The organism is Candidatus Uabimicrobium amorphum, from assembly GCF_009002475.1.
Classification (GTDB): Bacteria; Planctomycetota; Uabimicrobiia; order Uabimicrobiales; family Uabimicrobiaceae; genus Uabimicrobium; species Uabimicrobium amorphum.
Genome location: NZ_AP019860.1, coordinates 8,374,546 through 8,393,398, shown reverse-complemented (window position 1 = coordinate 8,393,398; position 18,853 = coordinate 8,374,546). Strand labels below are relative to the sequence as shown.

The following is an 18,853-nucleotide window of genomic DNA, read 5'->3' as shown; positions in this document are numbered from 1 at the left end:
ATTAATCTAGCTTTCTCTGTATTTCTACCATTTCGAAAGCTTCCATCTCATCGCCTTCTTTGAAATCATCAAACCCATGGAGACGAATTCCGCATTCGAAACCTTGTTTTACTTTGGCAACATCGTCTTTGTGATGTTTGAGTGAAAGAAGTTCTAGTGGTTTCTCTTTATTCATCACAACACCATTGCGGCTAATGCGAATTTTTGAATTACGGCTTACAGTTCCATCTGTAACGTAGCAACCTGCAATGTTGCCCAGACGTGAAATACGAATCACTTTGCGGATGGTAATATGGCCGGTAATTTTTTCCTGAACATCAGGGTCCAACATACCAGTCATAATATCTCGAATACTATCCAGTAGGTGATATATGACGCTGTAACGGCGAATTTCAACACCTTTATCTTCTGACATATCACGCGCTGCTTTAGAAGGGGTTACGTTGAAACCAATAACTAAAGCTTGACTTACTTCTGCAAGTTGTATGTCCGTTTCATTAATTCCACCGGCGGCGGCGTGTAGAACTTTTACCTTTACTTCATCGTGGGAAATTTCAGAAAGCTTGTGAGTAAGAGCTTCGAGAGAACCTTGGACATCGGCTTTTAAGATAATGTTGAGTTCTTTGGTTTCGCCTTGCTGAATTTGTTTCATTAATTCGTGGATACTAAGCTTGCGCGATCCCTGCTCTAAGTTCTTTTCATGCAGATTTTTTTTACGTTCTTCCGCAATACTCTTTGCTTGAGACAAGTTCTTGACAACATAAAATTTGTCCCCTGCCTCGGGAAGGTCGGATATACCCGAAATTTCGATGGGTGTTGACGGACCTGCCTGCTTGATAGTTCTTCCAGTATGGTCGATGATATCGCGGACACGACCGTATGCACCTCCACAGAGGATAAAATCTCCGCGTTTTAAAGTTCCATTTTGTACCAGCAGTGTCGCTACGGAACCTTTACCATCTTTGACTTTTCCTTCAAGTACCGTGCCGCTTGCTTTGCGTTTAGGGTTCGCTTCTAAACTTTGCATTTCCGCGACAAGTGCTATGTATTCTAGTAGTTCATCGATTCCAGCACCTGTTATCGCTGAAACTTTTACGAATACTGTGTCTCCACCCCATTCATCGGGAATTAAATTGTACTTTGTAAGTTGTTGAATGGTGGCTTCTGGCTTGGAGCCTTCTTTATCTATTTTGTTTAAAGCAACAATAATAGGTACTTCCGCTGCTTTTGCGTGGTTGATAGCTTCTACTGTTTGTGGCATGACGCCATCATCGGCGGCAACGACCAACACCACAATGTCAGTTACATTTGCTCCACGAGCTCGCATAGAAGTGAACGCTTCGTGTCCTGGTGTGTCTAGAAACACGATGGAACTTTTTTTGTAGGGGACCTTGTAGGCTCCGATGTGCTGGGTGATACCGCCAGCTTCCCCTTGGGTAACTTTAGTATTACGAATTTTATCTAGAAGAGATGTTTTTCCATGATCAACGTGACCAAGGAAAGTAACTACCGGGCCTCTTAATTCTAGATCTTTTTCACGATCTTCCATTTCTTCCAATTCTTCGATCACAGTTTGTTCTAAATTCTTACTTTGTTTTATTTTTACTTTTTTATCAAACTCTAAGGCTATGGCCTCAATAATATCAGCATCAAGAGATTGGTTGATTGTCGCAGCCATACTATAAGATGCAAATAACGTTTTGATGATATCATTACTTCTTATGCCCAGTACCTGTGACAAATCTTTTACGGTAATCGGAGTCACCACTTCATATTCTCTGTTTTTTTGAATGATGGCTGTAGGGTGATCTTTTCTTCTCTCTTTTTGCTTCTTTCTATTTCTTCCTCTATTTCTGAAATCTTGTCTGTTATTGTTGAATCTGTTGTTGTGTCTCGAGTTATTTGTAGGCCTTGAGTGCGCTGGTTTTGCATTAGACTTATTGTCATTGTTACTATGTTGCTTTTGTTTTGGTTTTTGCTTTTGATCTTTGTTTTTATTGTTTTGAAAAGACGGTTTTGATTCTTTTGCTTCAGGTTTTGTATGACGTTGCTTTTTGTTATCTTTTCCTTTTGCAGGCGCGTTTTCTTGTCTAATTTCTTTGGGTTTGATCTGTTTTTTGTTTGGGGATGGTTCATGTTTGTGCTTTGCTTTGTCGTGTTTTATAGACGTCGCCTTTTCTGAACTTTCCGCTTCTTTTTTCTTGGTATTTTTGGGAGTTTTTTTTCTTGATTCTTTTTTCTCTTGTTCCTTTTCTTTTTTAGGAGCTTTTGCAAGTCCTCGTAAAATTTTTTCTTCTTCTTTGCTAATGCTTGCCAAGTGGTTTTTTAATTCAATATTCTTGGTTTGTGCTAATTTCATTAACTCTTTACTTGTTAGATTTAACTCTTTAGCAAGTTCCCACACTCGAGTTTTCATTCTACCTCCTGAGTTTAAACATTCATAATATAATCCCCTAAATAAATTAATATTTAATTTATTTTGGTCTGTCTGGACTGAAGTTATAAGCAATTTGTCGCGAAAAAAATTGCTTATAATATACGATATTTTTGATAAATGTGAGCATAGTATACACCTGCTCACATCTATTTGCGAAACTTTTTTGATATTTCAGGGTTTTTCTTTAATAAATGACCTTACCCGAAAGGTTTTTTTGCAATTTTAGAAAATTACTCGTCGTCTTGATTTTCTTGTTGTGTTGGACTATCGTCGTTTTGGTCATTTGTTTCCGACGATTCAGTCTCTTGAGTTTGTTTTTCCGTATGGTCAGAGCCTTCGGCTTCTGCTTGTGGAATAATATCTATGTCCCATTTACACAACTTGGCGGCCAGACGTACATTTTGCCCTTCTTTACCAATCGCAAGAGGTTGTTGACTGTCTTGAACAACAACACGTGCCTTTTTCTTTTCGGGCTCAAGGAATATTTTTTCAATTTCTGCAGGCTTTAGGGCATTGGCGATGAAAATTTCAGGGTTATTGTCCCACGGAATAATATCTATTTTTTCTCCGCCCAGCTCATCTATAATATTTTTGATACGTGACCCTCTTACACCTACACAAGCGCCAACGCAATCGACTTTGTCATCTTTACTGACAACCGATATTTTTGTTCTGTATCCGGCCTCACGCACCACATTAATTACTTCTATGATTTCTTGTGTAATTTCGGGTACTTCTAGTTCAAATAGTTTACGAATAAAATTAGGATGCGTACGCGAGAGAATAAGTTTTACGCGATGGGATATTTTTTTGACATCGAGTAAATAAGCGCGTATACGATCTCCGGGTCTATAATATTCACCTAAAATTTGCTCTCTCGGAGGTAAAACACCTTCGGTTTTTCCTAAGTTAACTATGAGGTTTTTGTGCTCATAGCGCTGCACGTAGCCCGTAACAATGCTACGTTTTTTGTGTATAAACTCTGTGTGAATTACATCTCTCTCCGCTTCGCGAATTTTTTGTATAATAAGTTGTTTTGCTGTTTGAGCAGCAATTCTACCAAATTCTGGAGGTTCTAACTTGTCTCCATCTTTCGAAGAGGCGATAATATTTCCATTTTTTCTATCAATGTGGATAATCACATCAGAGTTCGAACGGTATTTTTTTCTAGCTGCCGATTGAAGAGCGGATTCTATCCCCTGAAATATAATTTCTTTGTCAATGGCTTTGTTTTTATGGATTGTTTCTACTAATCTAAGTACATCCCCTTGCATATTTATGCCCCCCAATCGAATTAAAATCATCGTGATTTAGTGGCTAATATAAACTTTTGATTCTCCTCTTGTTGAGAGGTAATAGCAATTAAATCATCAAAATCTAAAGTCTATGCGCGATTTTACCTTCAGCGAAATAAATGGTACTTCAAAATATTGGATGTTTGTTACAGACACATCCTAAAGATTCAAATATAAAGCTCGGGAACTCTACAAATCCCCGAGCTTTACAGAATGCATTTCTATTCCAAAGTATTTAGGGCGTGCCATTAATTAATTTCACATTGTGAATTTAATTGATGATACGCCCTAATATTTTTATTTGGTAGCAGGTGGTATTTTCCCTAATATTATTCTACACCACCACAAACTCCAAAACAGCATTTTTCTGAATTATATTCTCTAACAACGTGAAATGTCAAGTAAAAATTGACTTTAGACGTGGAAAAGCCACTAAAGGAATTTTCTAAAAACTTTGTTTTTTACACCTGTCATTTAACGGATAGGTATTTTTCCCTTGAGAATTTAGGGGTAAATTGCTAAACTTTTAAAGCCTAAAGCAAGCATTAAACGCTATTTAATGTTGAAATACATCCTTGTAATTTTGGGCGTATCTTTCAGTTAACTCCTGTTAAATCTCTGACTCTTACAAACACTATATTGTGTTACTTCTCCATAAAATAATACTGCTATGTTCCCACAAAGCACTAAAAGCAATGAAAGAATTTCGAATGAAGGGTATCGATAAGAAAGACCAAGAGGCTTTTGCAAAATTTTTAGTTGTTGACAAAAAAGTCATGACTTCTGACGAGATAAAAACGTGTTTCAAAGTTCAAAAAGCCATGACCGATTTGGGTATACCATCGCCTCTTGACAAAGTCATCGTTGAAAAAGGTTATCTTAACGCAACAACCGTTGGTGATTTGATCAGGGAATTTAAAGGAGGAGATGAAGATTTTGTTCCTGGATATCGAATTCTTTCTAAACTTGGTGAAGGTGCTATGGGAGAAGTGTACAAAGCCATTGATTTAGAAGAAAACAAAGAAGTTGCTATCAAAGTATTATTCCCACACCTTGGCAAAAGAAAATCGACAGCAAAAAGATTTCTACAAGAAGCCGAAATATGTAAAAAACTCAATCACCCAAACATTGTAAAGGGTTTTGATGTTGGCTACGAAGCAGACCAAGATTTTTACTTTTACATAATGGAATATGTGGATGGAGTGACTCTTAGTGGCTATGTAAAAGAGCATGGTATTTTACCGGAAGATTTAGCTATTAAGATTGTGGAACAAATGGCCTCCGCTTTAGAGCAAGCCACACGCCTAAATTTGGTGCACCGCGATATCAAACCTGATAATATCATACTCACAAAAAACAACGATGCAAAGTTGTGCGATCTCGGCTTGGCGCGAAACTGGGCGCAGGATTTGTCGCTGACGCTAACAGGAGCGGTAATGGGTACACCTTTCTACATTTCTCCTGAAGCGGCAAAAGGAATGGAAGATCTAGATAGTCGCAGTGATATTTATTCCCTGGGAGCAACTTTGTACCACCTGACAATTGGCGAAGTGCCCTTCAAAGGCAAGAATAGTATGGAAGTGCTAGATTTACACAAATCCGATAAGGAAATAACACCGCCTATTTCGCTGCGTGCTGACTTGTCTCCAGGTCTTTCTTCGATTATTGAAAAGATGATGATGAAAACAGTGAGTGATCGCTATCAAAATCCATCGGAACTCATTATCGATATAGAGTTGCTGAAAAAAGGCGAAGAGCCTTCGGCACTTCAGGAAAAAAAGCAACAACTTCCCAAGAAGAAACTCAGCCGCCAAAAGACCGATGGCAATATTCAAATTCAGAAAGACGATCAATATCGTCAATCTAGTGTCGAAGAATACTCGATACGCCCATCAAAGAAAATGAAAAATATTGGCAAAGCTCCCAATATATTTGATAATTTCTTTACCTCTACAGAGCAACGCGTCTTATCCAACGCGAAAGGAAAGCTCACCGCTCTCATCACTCTTATTGTTTTGGTAATATCACTGATCATTATCCTCGCCATCTTTTTAGTTATGCGCATTTTCTTCTAAAGTTTCACTGCGTAGTTTGGTGAAGAAGTAATCCCTAGTAAAGCTAGGGATTACTTCAGTAAACTTCTGTGAAAAAATACTGACTATTCCAGTACTATTCTGTTACCTCAATAAGCTGTGGCTTACTTTCAGCACGAACATCCGGAGAGTAGTATTCATAAGCAGTACTTTTGGGCGTTTTCGCTTTGAGTGGATATTTCGCCTTTAGATGATAATTGAATTTTATTTCATCTTGAGGATTTACATCACCCAAATACAAAGTTACCTGTGAAGGCGTAATGCTGTAGCGCTTGATGACATTTCCCCCCAGCAACTCCGCAAAATCACCACGGTCTACGTTGAATCCTGGTGGAATTCCCAAGTCAATAATCACCATATACGTAGAGCTTGTACCGTTGTACTTTAGTTTTGCCGTCGCAATGATGGTGTCATGTCGCGATAAAGTGGTACGATCGTAACTGACGTTGAGATCTATCATTGGCTTTTGTGGTGTATTGTCTTTTCGCCACGGCTTGTAATGACGCGTGACAACTTGGTACATCACGTTAGGATTTCCGGTTACTTGAAGTTTTAGGTTATTTGCGCCTTGTTGTGTGTATTGTGCGAGGTCGATAATTTGCATCACGTCACGGTTACTGTCGCTAATTTTCCACGTGTCGATTTTCTTATCGTTTAACACAATATCAATATTCGCATCCCCGCCTGTTGTCGACAATGCATCACAAGAAACCAAACTTTGCAATGCTAGAATTGTCGCTTGCGTGGAGCCCCAAGTACCGCTACTTAGCCTAGATTGAACAATATACTGTAGCGCTTTGTTCACGACGTCGCTGTGAGTTTTTGCTTCGAGCATTGCGAGAATAGCCAGAGCTGTTACTTCGACATTGGCGGCATTTCCATAGGCATAGCTTGCGGTTTTGCCTGTGGTTTTCCAGTAACAAATATCCTTCTCTGTTGTAGCAATGTCACGCAGTTGTTGCAGTATATCTAAACCTATTTCGTCTTTATCGTCGATAGACAATAAGGCATTGGCCGCCAGAGATAACAAATATGGGTTGTTTTTTGCTTTGTTAACATTGTTGCGCAAATAACGACAACTGGCATCGAGGTTTGCAAAACCAGCTTTTGCTAAAGACCATGTCACATAAGCGGTCAATGCAAAATCGGGATGGGCAACGTAAGAAATGGTTTCGCTATGAGTGTTACCTATGTCTCCCCACGAACCATTTGCCTGGCGTTTGTTTATTAGAAAATTACGTGCGCGCTCAATGACACCCATGTCAATTTCTTTGACTTTTGATAAGGCGGTGAGCTGCTGAACACCATAGGCGGTTAACCACACGAGTGCCGGATCGCGTCCCCACCAGTCAAATCCACCCCCAGGACGTTCAAATGTCAAGATTTTTTGATAACCAACGTTTAGCAAACTTTCCGCTTTTAGCATAATTTTAGGAGAAACCGAACCGGTTCTCTTCAAGTAGTCCACAACCAAAATGTTGGGAAATGATGTGGACGACGTTTGCTCGAATCAGCCACCAGGGAGGCGTAACATACCTTCCAGTCCCTCGACGAGAACGGCGGCAACTCCTGGATAACATTTCACAATGATTTTGCTCGCTTCGGCAATAGCATCTTCAGGAATGCTACACTTATGCTCTATGGTCTTACTAAGCGAACCGTTTATTACCGTCTCCATTTTTTTACCGTCCGGTGTTATGGTTACCGAGCGACGAACCGCGTCGTCCATTTTACTACCATAAGCAAATACTGTTAGCTGTCTTTGTCCAACGCGTTTGGCACGTATGGTGAAGTGTGTTGCGGTAACTTCGTTAGCAGATACGGTGAGCTGTTGCTGCGCTTCTCCCAAACACTCAAACCAATCTTCTTTTTGTACAACTAATTTGATTTGCTGTTCACCTTTTAAGTAGTTGTATACTTGGATGGGAACCGTTACCACATCGTTTTGCGTCAAGGCAACGGGGAAATCAATGTCGACAAAGAAGTCCTGAAAAACGCGAATACCTGTTGTCGTTGCGCCCAGATTTCCTTGGCGATCGACTCCCTGGCATACCATGCGGAATGTGGTGATCGAATCGGAAACTGGTATGGTAATTTGCGCTTTGTTGTCCTCAGCGATGAGCTGTGGGTTCCAGTAGAGTGTTTCCGGAAAATGTTTACGTATGCGCACCTTGCGCTTTCCTTGGCCCTGGCTTTGTCCAGGTACAAGAGACATTTCTTTGGTTTTTTTCGCGAAGGTTTGTTCGTTTTGCATGTCCATATTTTCAGCAAAGACCATACCGTCTTGTACACGTCTTGCGTTGCCCACACTTGATAGGGTTGGTAACAGCAAAAAAGCTACTAAGCAGAAAGAAGGTATAACTGTCGCAAACGCCAAGTTTTTACCTGCAGATCTTTCACGTAGAAAACTACCTAAATAGGAAGCCATTAAAGGTACAAAGAACAGTACGACAAAACCACTGATGACGAGAACAACTTCGATTGTATTTCGTCCTATATAATTGCGCAGTTGGTAGTTATCTTCCAGAACGACAATCGATAGTATACCTAATGCGAAACAAACGAAAAAAGCAATCAATGAGCCTACAGCGAAGGAAGACGACTTTATACGCCGTTTGTGGAAAAAGTAACGACAGGCATAGCCCAAGGACAATAACAGTGCCTTCGCCAACAAGATGATATACAGCCAAGCATTTAATTCGCGAACATTGCGTACATATCGCCAGCGGTTTGCTGTGGAGAAAAAAGTGGAGACAAGTGCCGTAATTGCGACAATGACAAAAATCGCCAATAAACCGCGGTGTAATCGCACGCGTGAATTGCTCGTAGTCAAAGAGGCAACTATAGTAAAAACAGCACATGATGAGATCAGCATGGTCAAAGCCACTATTTTGTTATATGTTTCCGTTAAAATGAACATACTAAGGAAAAGTAATACAACGGTAAATATCGCAACTTTATAGTGAAAAAGTGTACGTGCTAGTGTTGCTTGTTGTAGTGATGGTTCTTGGTAAAAAATATTTTTTTGGGCAAAAAATTTGTAAAGACTCATGACCACTGCCAGTAGACAAATAAGCCATCCTATTACAAAAGGGATGCTGAGCAAAAAAGTACCTAATTTTTTAAAGTATAGACTTTTTTGTCGTTTGATTTTTTCTAGTTTGGGCTGGTAACTGTTGTTGAATTGCTTGTAGTCTTCAGCACTATTGGCCATGGCAAACATTACCCGCGTTGCTTGTTCTTTCTCTTCGCGTAATGACGATTTTTTTTGCGGTAAATTGACCACTTCTCTTGCGGCAATTGGGGGAGAGTAGCGTATCTGATAACGTGGCTTCAGTAACTCCTTGTGCAACATGAAGTATACTTTTTCCAGTCCCGGTTGCATTTCCTGTAACGCAAATACACTCTCATCAACGATGGAAATGGATAAAGCTGCGCGCTTAGAATTTGTCGTAAAATCGATGACCGCGTTCTCTCCTGGACGATATATATCTTTATCGAGTTTGGTGGTGATGTCTAGATCTTTTGTCGGAGAAACAAAAAGTAAACGTGTGTCGCGCTCGACAAGATAGTGTTCACTACTTTTGTAGATGTTAACTGTTAGAGCACCGTTTACATCTTGAGGTAGAGTAAATTTTAAGTTATGCTTACCATTTTGTGGAGAAACAATATAACTGGCAATGGCCTGTCTCTCTTTGATGATGTCAACATAAAAATTGCCGCGGTGATTTGTCGATAAAATATCGAGGGATACTTGTTCTCCCGTTTTATAGGTTGCACGGTCTAGAACACCGAGAAATGTTCCATGTGAATCGCCGACTTTTATTTGTTTTTCGATGCGATTTCCACGTTCGTCTACAGCCATAACTTGCGCTTTTAGAGGTATAGTTTGTGGCGTAACTTGCCACAACGCGATACCAAGATCATTGGTGGCAATGGTTTCGCCGTTGATCGTTATTTCCGTCTTTGCCGGTAAACCGTTGGGGTATGTGGTGCACAGAAAAATCGTATTGCGTACTCCACAAACCAAACGACTACTTTCGCTAATGGCGAATACATCTAATGTATTCTTGCTAACGGTAATGTTTTTCGTAATTTGTTGACTGTGATTTGCTGTATCTGTCACCTTTATGTTTACTGTTACGAGGGCACTACCCTTTGTCAAAGCACTACCGTACAGCTTTTGTGGTAGGGAAAATTCAATAGGGCATTTACCATCGCGATCTGTTTTGCCTTTCCACGATAACAATTTATTGAAGTTCACATCGAAAGTGGCGACATCTACTTCTACAGTGCTATTTGCCACGGGTTTACCAAAAAAATATTGGCTATCAACATTACCTTGTACCGTCTCTCCTGGCATGTAGTAGTCTTTTGCAAAACTAGCCGCGATTTTAAACTTTGGCAAAACGTAACGTTTGATATTTAGGTTTTTTTCTTCAGTGAATCTTCCGCAAGTGGCTTTGACAACATACGTTCCCTGGTTAATTTCACTCGCGAGTTGAAAATCGCACGCGGCGATACCGAACTCGGAACTAGGAAGTTGTTTTTTGAAAACTTTATTTCCCTTGGGATCGTTGACTTCGATGGTGACTTGTTCGTTCGCAACAGGCTGGTTACTGAAGCGATTCATCGTTAGACTACGAATATGAATAATTTGCCCAGGTTGGTACAAAGGCTTGTCGGTACTTAGCAAAATGCGATAGTCTTTTTTTATGGCGACGTCCAATTCTTGGACATCACGACCAATATTTGATTCTGTAGTTACTTGTAATTTGTAATTGCCGTCTTTGATTTCTGGTATTTCAAAAGCAACTTTCGCATTTCCGTTTGTGTCGCTAGTCGCGGTACCTAACTCTATGGTTTGCGTACCGGACACAAGCGTTGCGGTTACGTTGGCTTTGTCGACACGCGCGTTTGTTGCGCGGTCTGTTACCCACAAGCGTAGCATACCCTTGCTTTGAGGAGCAAGTTTTTTCGGAGCAAATAGTACCGTTTGCTGTGAATCAGCAACGAGGTTAGCTACACGCCACGAATATAACGCAACACCTATGACGACAGCCATAAGACCTGCAATGACAAATAGTATTTTTTTCTTTGTCACGAAAACCTCCAAATGTAAAGCTTGGTAATTTTGGGATGTAGATATTCGCTAGTGTGTGATATTCATACTGTTTAGATTCGTCTTCAGATTGGTGCCCTCACCATCGACTTGTAGATTTCAGCTGCGCTGAAAGCAACAAGTCTCATGCCTCTCCCACGGGAGAGGCGTAATACGCTTTAATTTGTTTTTATTGCTTTACTTTGTTACGGTTAAATACGTAATACAAATCAAAGAAGATTTGAAATAGCAGTGTTGTCCGCAAATCAAGTGAATTTTGTTTTTACCAAAAGAGAAGCATTACACCTCTCCCTGTGGGAGAGGTATGAGAATACGAGGTTTCAGCTACAACTGAAACTCGTTATTCGATGGTGAAGGCACCAATCTGAAGACAAAACCTTTTACTACACCACACACGCTAGTCATAATTATTAATCAATACCCAAAATACCAACAATATAAGTAGAAATATTTGATTTATTGTATTAGTTGTTTTTCTCGCATAAAAAGTTCCATATTCTATGGCAAAATTTTAAAAATATGTCGCTTATCAGCTAAGGGAACGATGGCAAAAGCTTGTTTTTCTGTTACGTAGTCGAGTTGGATGCTTTTCAACGGAATGTATGTGTAGTTTACTAGAACCTCACTCACAAATATTTTTTTTACGCGTATTTTATGTACTTTTTTTAATGTATAGTTTTGTGCATACATTCCCGCTGTGTTGTAGTAGTTGGCGATCGCTTTGGACAAATCTTTACCATGAAGAGATTGCGACTCTTCGTCGCTAAGTTGTAATCCTCGTGACATCATTTCATGAACTTTATTGTTGTGGTCTGCAAAGAAAATACGCCGATCATCGCCATTGTCTTTACCATTTTTCGCCGCGTATTGGTAAGAGACATCAAGCATTTGCCATTCTTTGCGTGCAACCTCTATCTGGCGTAATTTTTTTATTTTACATATACCAAGGCTTTTCGCGTTCAAAAGAATGTCTACGAGTGGAGTAGATGTGGGATATTGTTTAGGTAGATAACGTTCTATGTATTGTTCTATATTTTGCGGAGCGGATACCTGTGAGGCCGTATGCTGTTGTAAGTGTGAAAAAGTTCTGTAGTCTTTTGCCGCAAGCCTATTTTTATTGCGTTGGCGAAATATTGTGGCGCGTGCGAGAAAGGCTTCGGGAAATATAAAATTTTTGCGGATGGCTCGCGATAAATCTTTTCGCGGTGCATCGGAAATAACGCTACGTTGATACAAGGCAATTTCCGTGTGTTTTGTGTTTTGGATCACGGTGGTGTAATGCTGTATTTGTTTTCGCGTATTTTCCTGGGGAATAATGGTCATGGAGTCACTAATTTTTTGATAGACAGGATCTTTCGCCATGCGTGACCAAAATCCAAAAACACAAAGGAAGTTCGTATTTTTTGCGAAAAAGTATGTCAGATGAAACTTGCCTATATCCGCACGACGACAATCGTAAGTTTTTTGCTGTCCGAGTATATTTCCAAATAAAGTTTTTTGGCTGCGCTTTGTGGAGAATTTCGTAGCCAAAGATTGTAAATATTTTTCCGTTTTGCGAATGACATCGTCTAGAGAATCCTGTGGATGTTCGCGTGAAATATAAAAGGAAAACTGACTGTGCGGACTTTCATAGATACGATGAACGGTACCAAGTGAAATTTTTTCATCGTAGCGCTTGTATTGTCTTGGTACGGTGTAGTGGATGGGAAAGCTTTCTTCGTAAACTGTTTTGAAGTTTTTTAGTTGTTTTTGCGGCGCTTTCGGTTGGTATTGAATTGTATTGACCACTTGGCGGATTTTATTTACCTCGCTTTTATGCAAAACACTAGGGTAGACGCTATAAATCATAAAAGAGTCGTTATCGAGACCTCCATAAACTAATTCCACAATATGTGGAGGAAGTGGGAGGGTTTTCACATGAGCTTTGTATATATACTTTTGTCCTTTTACACCATTTGCTCGATAAGGCTCTTTGGAAACGACCTCATAAGATCCCATCCATGCTAGCGTTAATTTTATATTTTTTGGCCAATTGAAATTTTTTCCCAGGTCTGCGATACGAAAAAATGTTTGCGTCATTTCATTGGGCCCATACAAATTGAAATGCATCCCCGGGGAGTTTCTCATGGGGTGCGATTCCCAAGTACTAGGGATTTGGTACGAAAAACTCAATCGCGGAAAATCAATTTTTCTCCATTTGTAGGCGCTAGGAGGAATAAACTGATTTTTGATACGTAGAGAAAACAAGGCCTCTTTTAATTGGGGGATATGTTTGCTACCTCGTGGACAAATGGCATAACACAAATATATATTTTGACCGTCGATACTGTAAAAAGCAATCGCTGAAGATATGTAACCATTGGCACTGGTGAGTTTATATTCTATGTATTTTCCGGGACGACGATCTATTTGTATATTTTCACTTACCACCGGAACATAGTCACTGTAGTTTTCTCCGAAAATGTAGTGTTCCGCAGACCTTATCACTTGACTGATTCCCAATGGTTCGCCATAACGATACGCATTGAACACTATTTGCGTGTAGCGATTTATATGATAATTGTATACTTGTTGTTTTAGCGTATCGGTATGTGTTTCTTGCCAGTTATCTTTGACTCTAAAAGAAAAATGGTGGGTATTGTTGTCTTTTTGTATCCAAACATTTTTCGCCTCAGGTTGTTTTTGGGTACTTTTTTTGGTTATTGTTTGCAATTGTGTGGATTGTTTGCGATTTATTTCGCGTTTTAGAATGACGACACGCCGCGAAACTTTACGACGTATATCGTCGTCTATTTCCTCATTTTCGATATTGTGAGGAAATGCCTTGAGAAAATTATTCCACAAATCAATTTGCAAATGACTGTTTACATTTAACGTGCGCAATGAATGAAACGTTTGGCGCATGTTGTGTAGTTGCTGTTGTTGATTTATGGTTTGTGGTTCATGATCACTACAACAGCACAGAAACACAAAGAAAATGCTCAAATACTTACTCATATTGCCCATCCCAATTTTTTGTGGAAAGTTCTTCGGTGACTTGTTGTCGGAAAAGATATTGGCAAAGTTGAAATGGCTGGTCTTTTATTGCCTGTTCAATCACAATTCCAGGAATGTCACGACGAAAATCGAAGAAGCTACTGCGTTTTGTGAGCGAATATTTATTTTTTTTGATAAAGTCATCCGCCCATCTTACGAAATTGTTGGGGAGACGTTTGTCGTGCTCTAAATGCCAAACAACTAAGTTACTGTTTTGCACGGTGGCGATACGTTGTTCGCTGGCGCTCAATGAGGCACCTGTTGACGGGATAAATCGCAGCGGTGTGCCAAATTTGGTATCCCAAATGATCATTTCTCCCTTTATGGTGATCGACAAAAGTCTGCCGGCAGATAGAAATTGCAAATGGTTACTAAAGTTGTCTTGCGAAATCGTTTGTATACATTTGCCACTCGCGATTTCCCAAATTTTTACCTGGTGGTCGACGAAAGCGGCTGCTAATAACTTATTATCGGCACTGAATGCCAATGCCTGTGCCCAATTACTGTGCTGGTGTATAGTTTTTTCTTTTTTCGTTTCCAAATCAACGATCGCGACATCTGTCTCTTTTGAGTAAGCAAAAAGTTTTTCATTGTTGCTCCAAGCGCAGCGAATAATGGCGAATTTTGTTTTGCAGTTATCTATGCGTTTTTTGGTGGAAAAATCCCACACATGTACGTGGTTGTTTTCCACAACAGTGAGTAATTTATTCTTTTGGGCGTTGATGTGCATTTGTTGTATTTCTTCTTTCTTTTTGTACAAATGCATCGTACGCGTATTTTGGCCGCTTTTTACATCGTAAATTTGCACTTTGCGTCTTTGGGCGATGGCTAGTCGATATGGGGAAACAAATATCCACGGAACATCTAATCTTGCTACAGGCCACGAGTAGAGTTTTTTTCGACTATTCACATCCCATACTTGGATACGCTTCTTGTCTGGTATGTGTGCTAAAATTCTATCTTCTTTGGTGTTGAACTTAAGGTAAGCAAAGGCGATGTCATCGGATTTTTGCATATACTCTATCTTTGATAATTTCCAGCAACATATGCTGCCATCTTCGGAAACGGAAACGATACTATTGCCTTTGGGATTTATGGAAAAGTCATTGATGGTATCATTATGATTTTTATATGTTTGGGAAAATTGACGACTATCGAGATTCCAAGAGGTAAGTTTATCTTTGTAGGCAACAATGACAGAGTTACTTGCGGCGTGTAGCACTGCCTTTTTCGCTTGTTCTATGGAAAATAAGTCGCGGTAAGTATCGGTTTTTAAATACCATAATCGGACTATTTTATAATCGTAAACCGCTGTCAGTTGTTGCGCATCATCGCTAAAAGTAAAACTTGTGATGCTATTGCGTCGTGATTTATATTTTCGTTGTGTATTGTCGTTGAGGTTCCACACGTGAATTTCTTTTGCTGCCGCAATTCCGAGAAGTTTTCCCTCTTTATGGAATTGTATGTCATTGATCCACTTGTATGTTTCCTGAATCGCGGTACTACTACCTTGGGGAAAATCGAGAAGTTGTACGCGGTTTTTGCTGGCAAAGGCAATGGTGTTTTTTTTGGGGTGCACGCGTAGTAGCTTTATATCGGCAATGTTTTTTTCATAGACGCGCGACTTCAAAGTGATGTCCATGACGACAATGTTGTTTTTTGTGCTCCAGATTATCTTGGTGTCGTCGTGGGAAAAGGAAACATGAAATACTTCGGTTTTCGCTGTGAAATGGCGGAGAATAGTTCCCGCAAAACTATTCCAAACGCGTACTCTTTTTCCCGAACATGTCACAACATAACGTCCGTTGTGACTGAAATTTACTTGTGATAAACCCACGGCATTTTTTTGGTTTGTCCACAATACGCCGTGCTGTTGAATCGACTGCTTTAACCATGTTTGTGTATGACTACGAAGACGATCAATATCAGAGCCAGAGTAATCTTTGATAAAATCTAAAGCAGCACCTGCAAAAATACCGCTTTGTGCCCAGTTACCGTTTTTGTATGATTCTGCGCATTTGGTAAGGGCAATCTTTGCTAGACGTATTTTGGAGTTGCGTGCTTCTTGGGTCTTCTCTGTTTTTTCACGTTCTGCGATTTGGCGTTGTTCTTTGGCAATTTGCCATTGGTAGTAGGAAAACACGCCACCGGTGACAATACTCAATAAAATGGCAGTTATGGTAATACTCGCTGCGAGGTGGCGTAAGATAAATTTTTGTATATGAGTAAAGGCTGTGGGACTTTTGGCTATGATCGGTTTTTTTTGCTGAAAATTTCTTAAATCACTTGCGAGTTCTTGCATGGACTTGTAGCGTTTTTCCGGATTTTTATGTAAGCATTTGATACAAATGGCTTCTAAATCAGAAGATATATCTGGATTGAGTTGCCGCGGCCAAATAGGGTCGTCTTTTAAGATTTTGTACCAAAGATTTACACGATTTTGTCCTTCAAACATGGGGCGCAATGTTAATATTTCGTATAAAGTAGCTCCTAGTGAGTATATATCGGTTCTTGTGGTAATCGTACTACCGTTGACTTGCTCTGGAGACATGTATGCGGGTGTACCCATAATGTCGCCTGTTTGCGAGAGCTGCGTGTCACTGTCCACTATTTTTGCTAGGCCAAAATCCATAATTTTTGGACGACCACTGCGGTGAATCATGATGTTTTCCGGTTTGATATCGCGATGAATAATACCCATGTCATGCGCATATTGCAGAGCCTCGGCCAATTGCACAAGTATGTTTATGCTGTTTTGCGGAGTGACTTTGCGCTGATAAATGAGTTGTTTTAGGGTAACGCCCTCGACGTATTCCATTGTCAGGTAGTTTTGCGGCTGGTGCCCTACGTCGAGTAAACGCACAATTCCGGGGTGTTGCAACTTAGCGTTTGCTTTGGCTTCGGTTAAAAAACGTTGCACTTCTTTTTCTTGCAATACGTCTTTGGAAATAAGTTTTATCGCCACGATACGCGACAAACGCAAATCTTCGGCTTTGTATACAACGCCCATACCGCCTTGACCTATTTTTTGGATAATGCGGTAGTTGGCAAATGTATGTGTTGCTTGTAATTCACGTTGTTGCGTTTCAGACAACGGGTGAGTATCTCTTTTTTGCTGGTACACAACGGTCTTATCTTCTACGTTTGCGGAAAATGGCTGGTGATACACCGCAGTTTTATCTTCTGTATGGTTCGTGTTTAGAGGAAGGACGTTTTGCGGTTTTGATTTACCTTCTTTTTTGGGATCATTTTGCATAACAATTCTTTCGTCTAGACCATCATTGCTTTGACAAGATTTGTATTTTTTCCCTCGCCAAACGGGTGCCCTGCGATAATAATCATGTAATCTCCTTTGTTGGCAACCCCCATATCGCGTACTTTTTCATGTGCAAAGTCAAATAGCTGTTCAAAATTTTGCGGCATCGGAATCTTTTTTACATTGATGGCAAATGTGAGTGCCAATTTTCCGATAATAGATTCGTTATAGGACAAGGCAAGTATAGGTAAACCCAGGCGTTGTTGTGCGACAAGTAAAGGAGTCATACCGGAAGCCGTAGGGGCAACGATAATTTTGGCGTTGACCTGTTCGGCCATCACGACTGCCGCGGAACTAACCGCCGATTGGATATCAGATCGCGGTGCTGATTGGTGTTTATTGAGACTGTAACAATTTTTTTCGGCCTCTTTGATAATACTCACCATGCGCTTTACTACCTTTGCGGGATGTTTACCCGCAGCCGTTTCGGCGGAAAGCATTACCGCATCCGTACCGTCAAATATTGCGTTTGCCACATCGGCGACTTCGGCGCGTGTGGGAAATTGATTTTCTACCATTGTTTCTAACATCTGTGTCGCGACAATCACTGGAACGTTGGCATTGCGTGCTTTGTTGATGATTTGCTTTTGTAATATAGGAACTCTTTCCATAGACAGTTCAACGGCTAAGTCACCACGTGCGACCATAATTCCATCGGTAACATCTATGATTCGGTCGATGTTATCTATTGCCGCTGGTTTTTCGATTTTGGCAACAATAGGAACTTGGCTATTTGACGATTGTATTAACTGACGAAGTTCTTGTATATCTTCCGCACGTTGCACAAAGGAAAGGGCTACGATATCAACGCCTAGTTGTAAACCAAATTTTAAGTCTTCTTTGTCTTTTGGCGTAAGGCACGGTATGGGAACGGAAAGTTGCGGAAGGTTGACTCCCTTACGCGAATGTAAGGTGCCACCGGTAAGAATTTTGCAGATGACATCATTGTCTTTTTTGTCAACAACAGTGAGTTGAAAATTACCGTCAGCGAGAAATATATTTGTTCCTGACTGAACGCTGTCATATAACTTATCGTAATTGACAAAAACGCGATTGTCAGTGCCATCGTCGCTTTGATTATTTGTCAAAGTAAGATTTTCTCCTTGTCGGAGAACTAGTCGGTTATCTTTTAACATACCTATACGGATTTTAGGACCGGATAAGTCTTGTAAAATGGCAACTTGTTTGTTGAGTTCCTCGGCAATTTTTCTGACAATCTCATACACCTTGCGGTGTTCTTCGTGAGTACCATGACTGAAGTTTAAGCGTACGACATTCACACCTGCAGTAATTAATTCGCGAATAACAGCTTCGTTATTACTTGCGGGTCCAACAGTGGCGACTATTTTGGTAAGTCTCATGCGCTTTCCTTTTGAACAGAAGATTCGGATAATAAAGAAACCATGCTTTGTGGATTTATGGTTCCATTGGTATTTTTATTATAGCGAACTGCTGTAAAAGAGTACAGTGGTTTGTGTATGGTGTTAGAAAGTATGTGTAGTTGTATTAGGGAACGGTGGATGAGATGTTTGTATGAAATTTAGAGAAGTGTAT

The 18,853-nt window shown here is 40.2% G+C and carries 8 protein-coding genes and 1 pseudogene; 1 reads left to right on the top strand and 8 read right to left on the bottom strand.

Translation table 11 applies throughout. The features are described from left to right. Position 1: 1 nt before the first annotated feature. A complete protein-coding gene (gene infB / locus UABAM_RS29415; protein ID WP_151971564.1) occupies positions 2–2,416 on the bottom strand; it encodes a translation initiation factor IF-2 in 2,415 nt (804 codons plus the stop codon). A 251-nt stretch (positions 2,417–2,667) separates the two neighbouring features. Beyond that, positions 2,668–3,711 carry a transcription termination factor NusA gene (nusA, locus tag UABAM_RS29410; protein WP_173013647.1) on the bottom strand — a complete coding sequence of 348 codons (1,044 nt, stop codon included), beginning with the start codon at positions 3,709–3,711 and terminating at the stop codon, positions 2,668–2,670. Between the two features lie 731 nt (positions 3,712–4,442). On the opposite strand from nusA, the gene UABAM_RS29405 reads away from it, so the two are divergent. Then, complete coding sequence (locus UABAM_RS29405; RefSeq protein WP_173013646.1) at positions 4,443–5,807, top strand: serine/threonine-protein kinase; 1,365 nt, start codon at positions 4,443–4,445, stop codon at positions 5,805–5,807. A gap of 94 nt (positions 5,808–5,901) precedes the next feature. On the opposite strand, the gene UABAM_RS34075 is transcribed toward UABAM_RS29405, so the two are convergent. The 6 genes and pseudogenes from UABAM_RS34075 to pyk form a co-directional block, all read right to left on the bottom strand. After that, complete coding sequence (locus UABAM_RS34075; protein ID WP_261344016.1) at positions 5,902–6,183, bottom strand: hypothetical protein; 282 nt, start codon at positions 6,181–6,183, stop codon at positions 5,902–5,904. Positions 6,184–6,546: 363 nt separating this feature from the next. After that, positions 6,547–7,320, bottom strand: a pseudogene (locus UABAM_RS34070) (hypothetical protein); the annotation flags it as partial. Positions 7,321–7,335: 15 nt separating this feature from the next. Continuing rightward, positions 7,336–10,929, bottom strand: a complete 3,594-nt coding sequence (locus UABAM_RS29395) for an MG2 domain-containing protein (RefSeq protein WP_151971560.1) — start codon at positions 10,927–10,929, stop codon at positions 7,336–7,338. Between the two features lie 516 nt (positions 10,930–11,445). Continuing rightward, a complete protein-coding gene (locus UABAM_RS29390) occupies positions 11,446–13,944 on the bottom strand; it encodes a hypothetical protein (protein ID WP_151971559.1) in 2,499 nt (832 codons plus the stop codon). Further along, on the bottom strand, positions 13,937–17,239 hold the full coding sequence (locus UABAM_RS29385) for a serine/threonine-protein kinase (RefSeq protein ID WP_151971558.1): 3,303 nt from the start codon (positions 17,237–17,239) through the stop codon (positions 13,937–13,939). The genes UABAM_RS29390 and UABAM_RS29385 overlap by 8 nt, the downstream gene beginning before the upstream one ends. 14 nt (positions 17,240–17,253) lie before the next feature. Further along, positions 17,254–18,660 carry a pyruvate kinase gene (gene pyk / locus UABAM_RS29380; RefSeq protein ID WP_151971557.1) on the bottom strand — a complete coding sequence of 469 codons (1,407 nt, stop codon included), beginning with the start codon at positions 18,658–18,660 and terminating at the stop codon, positions 17,254–17,256. Positions 18,661–18,853: the final 193 nt, after the last annotated feature.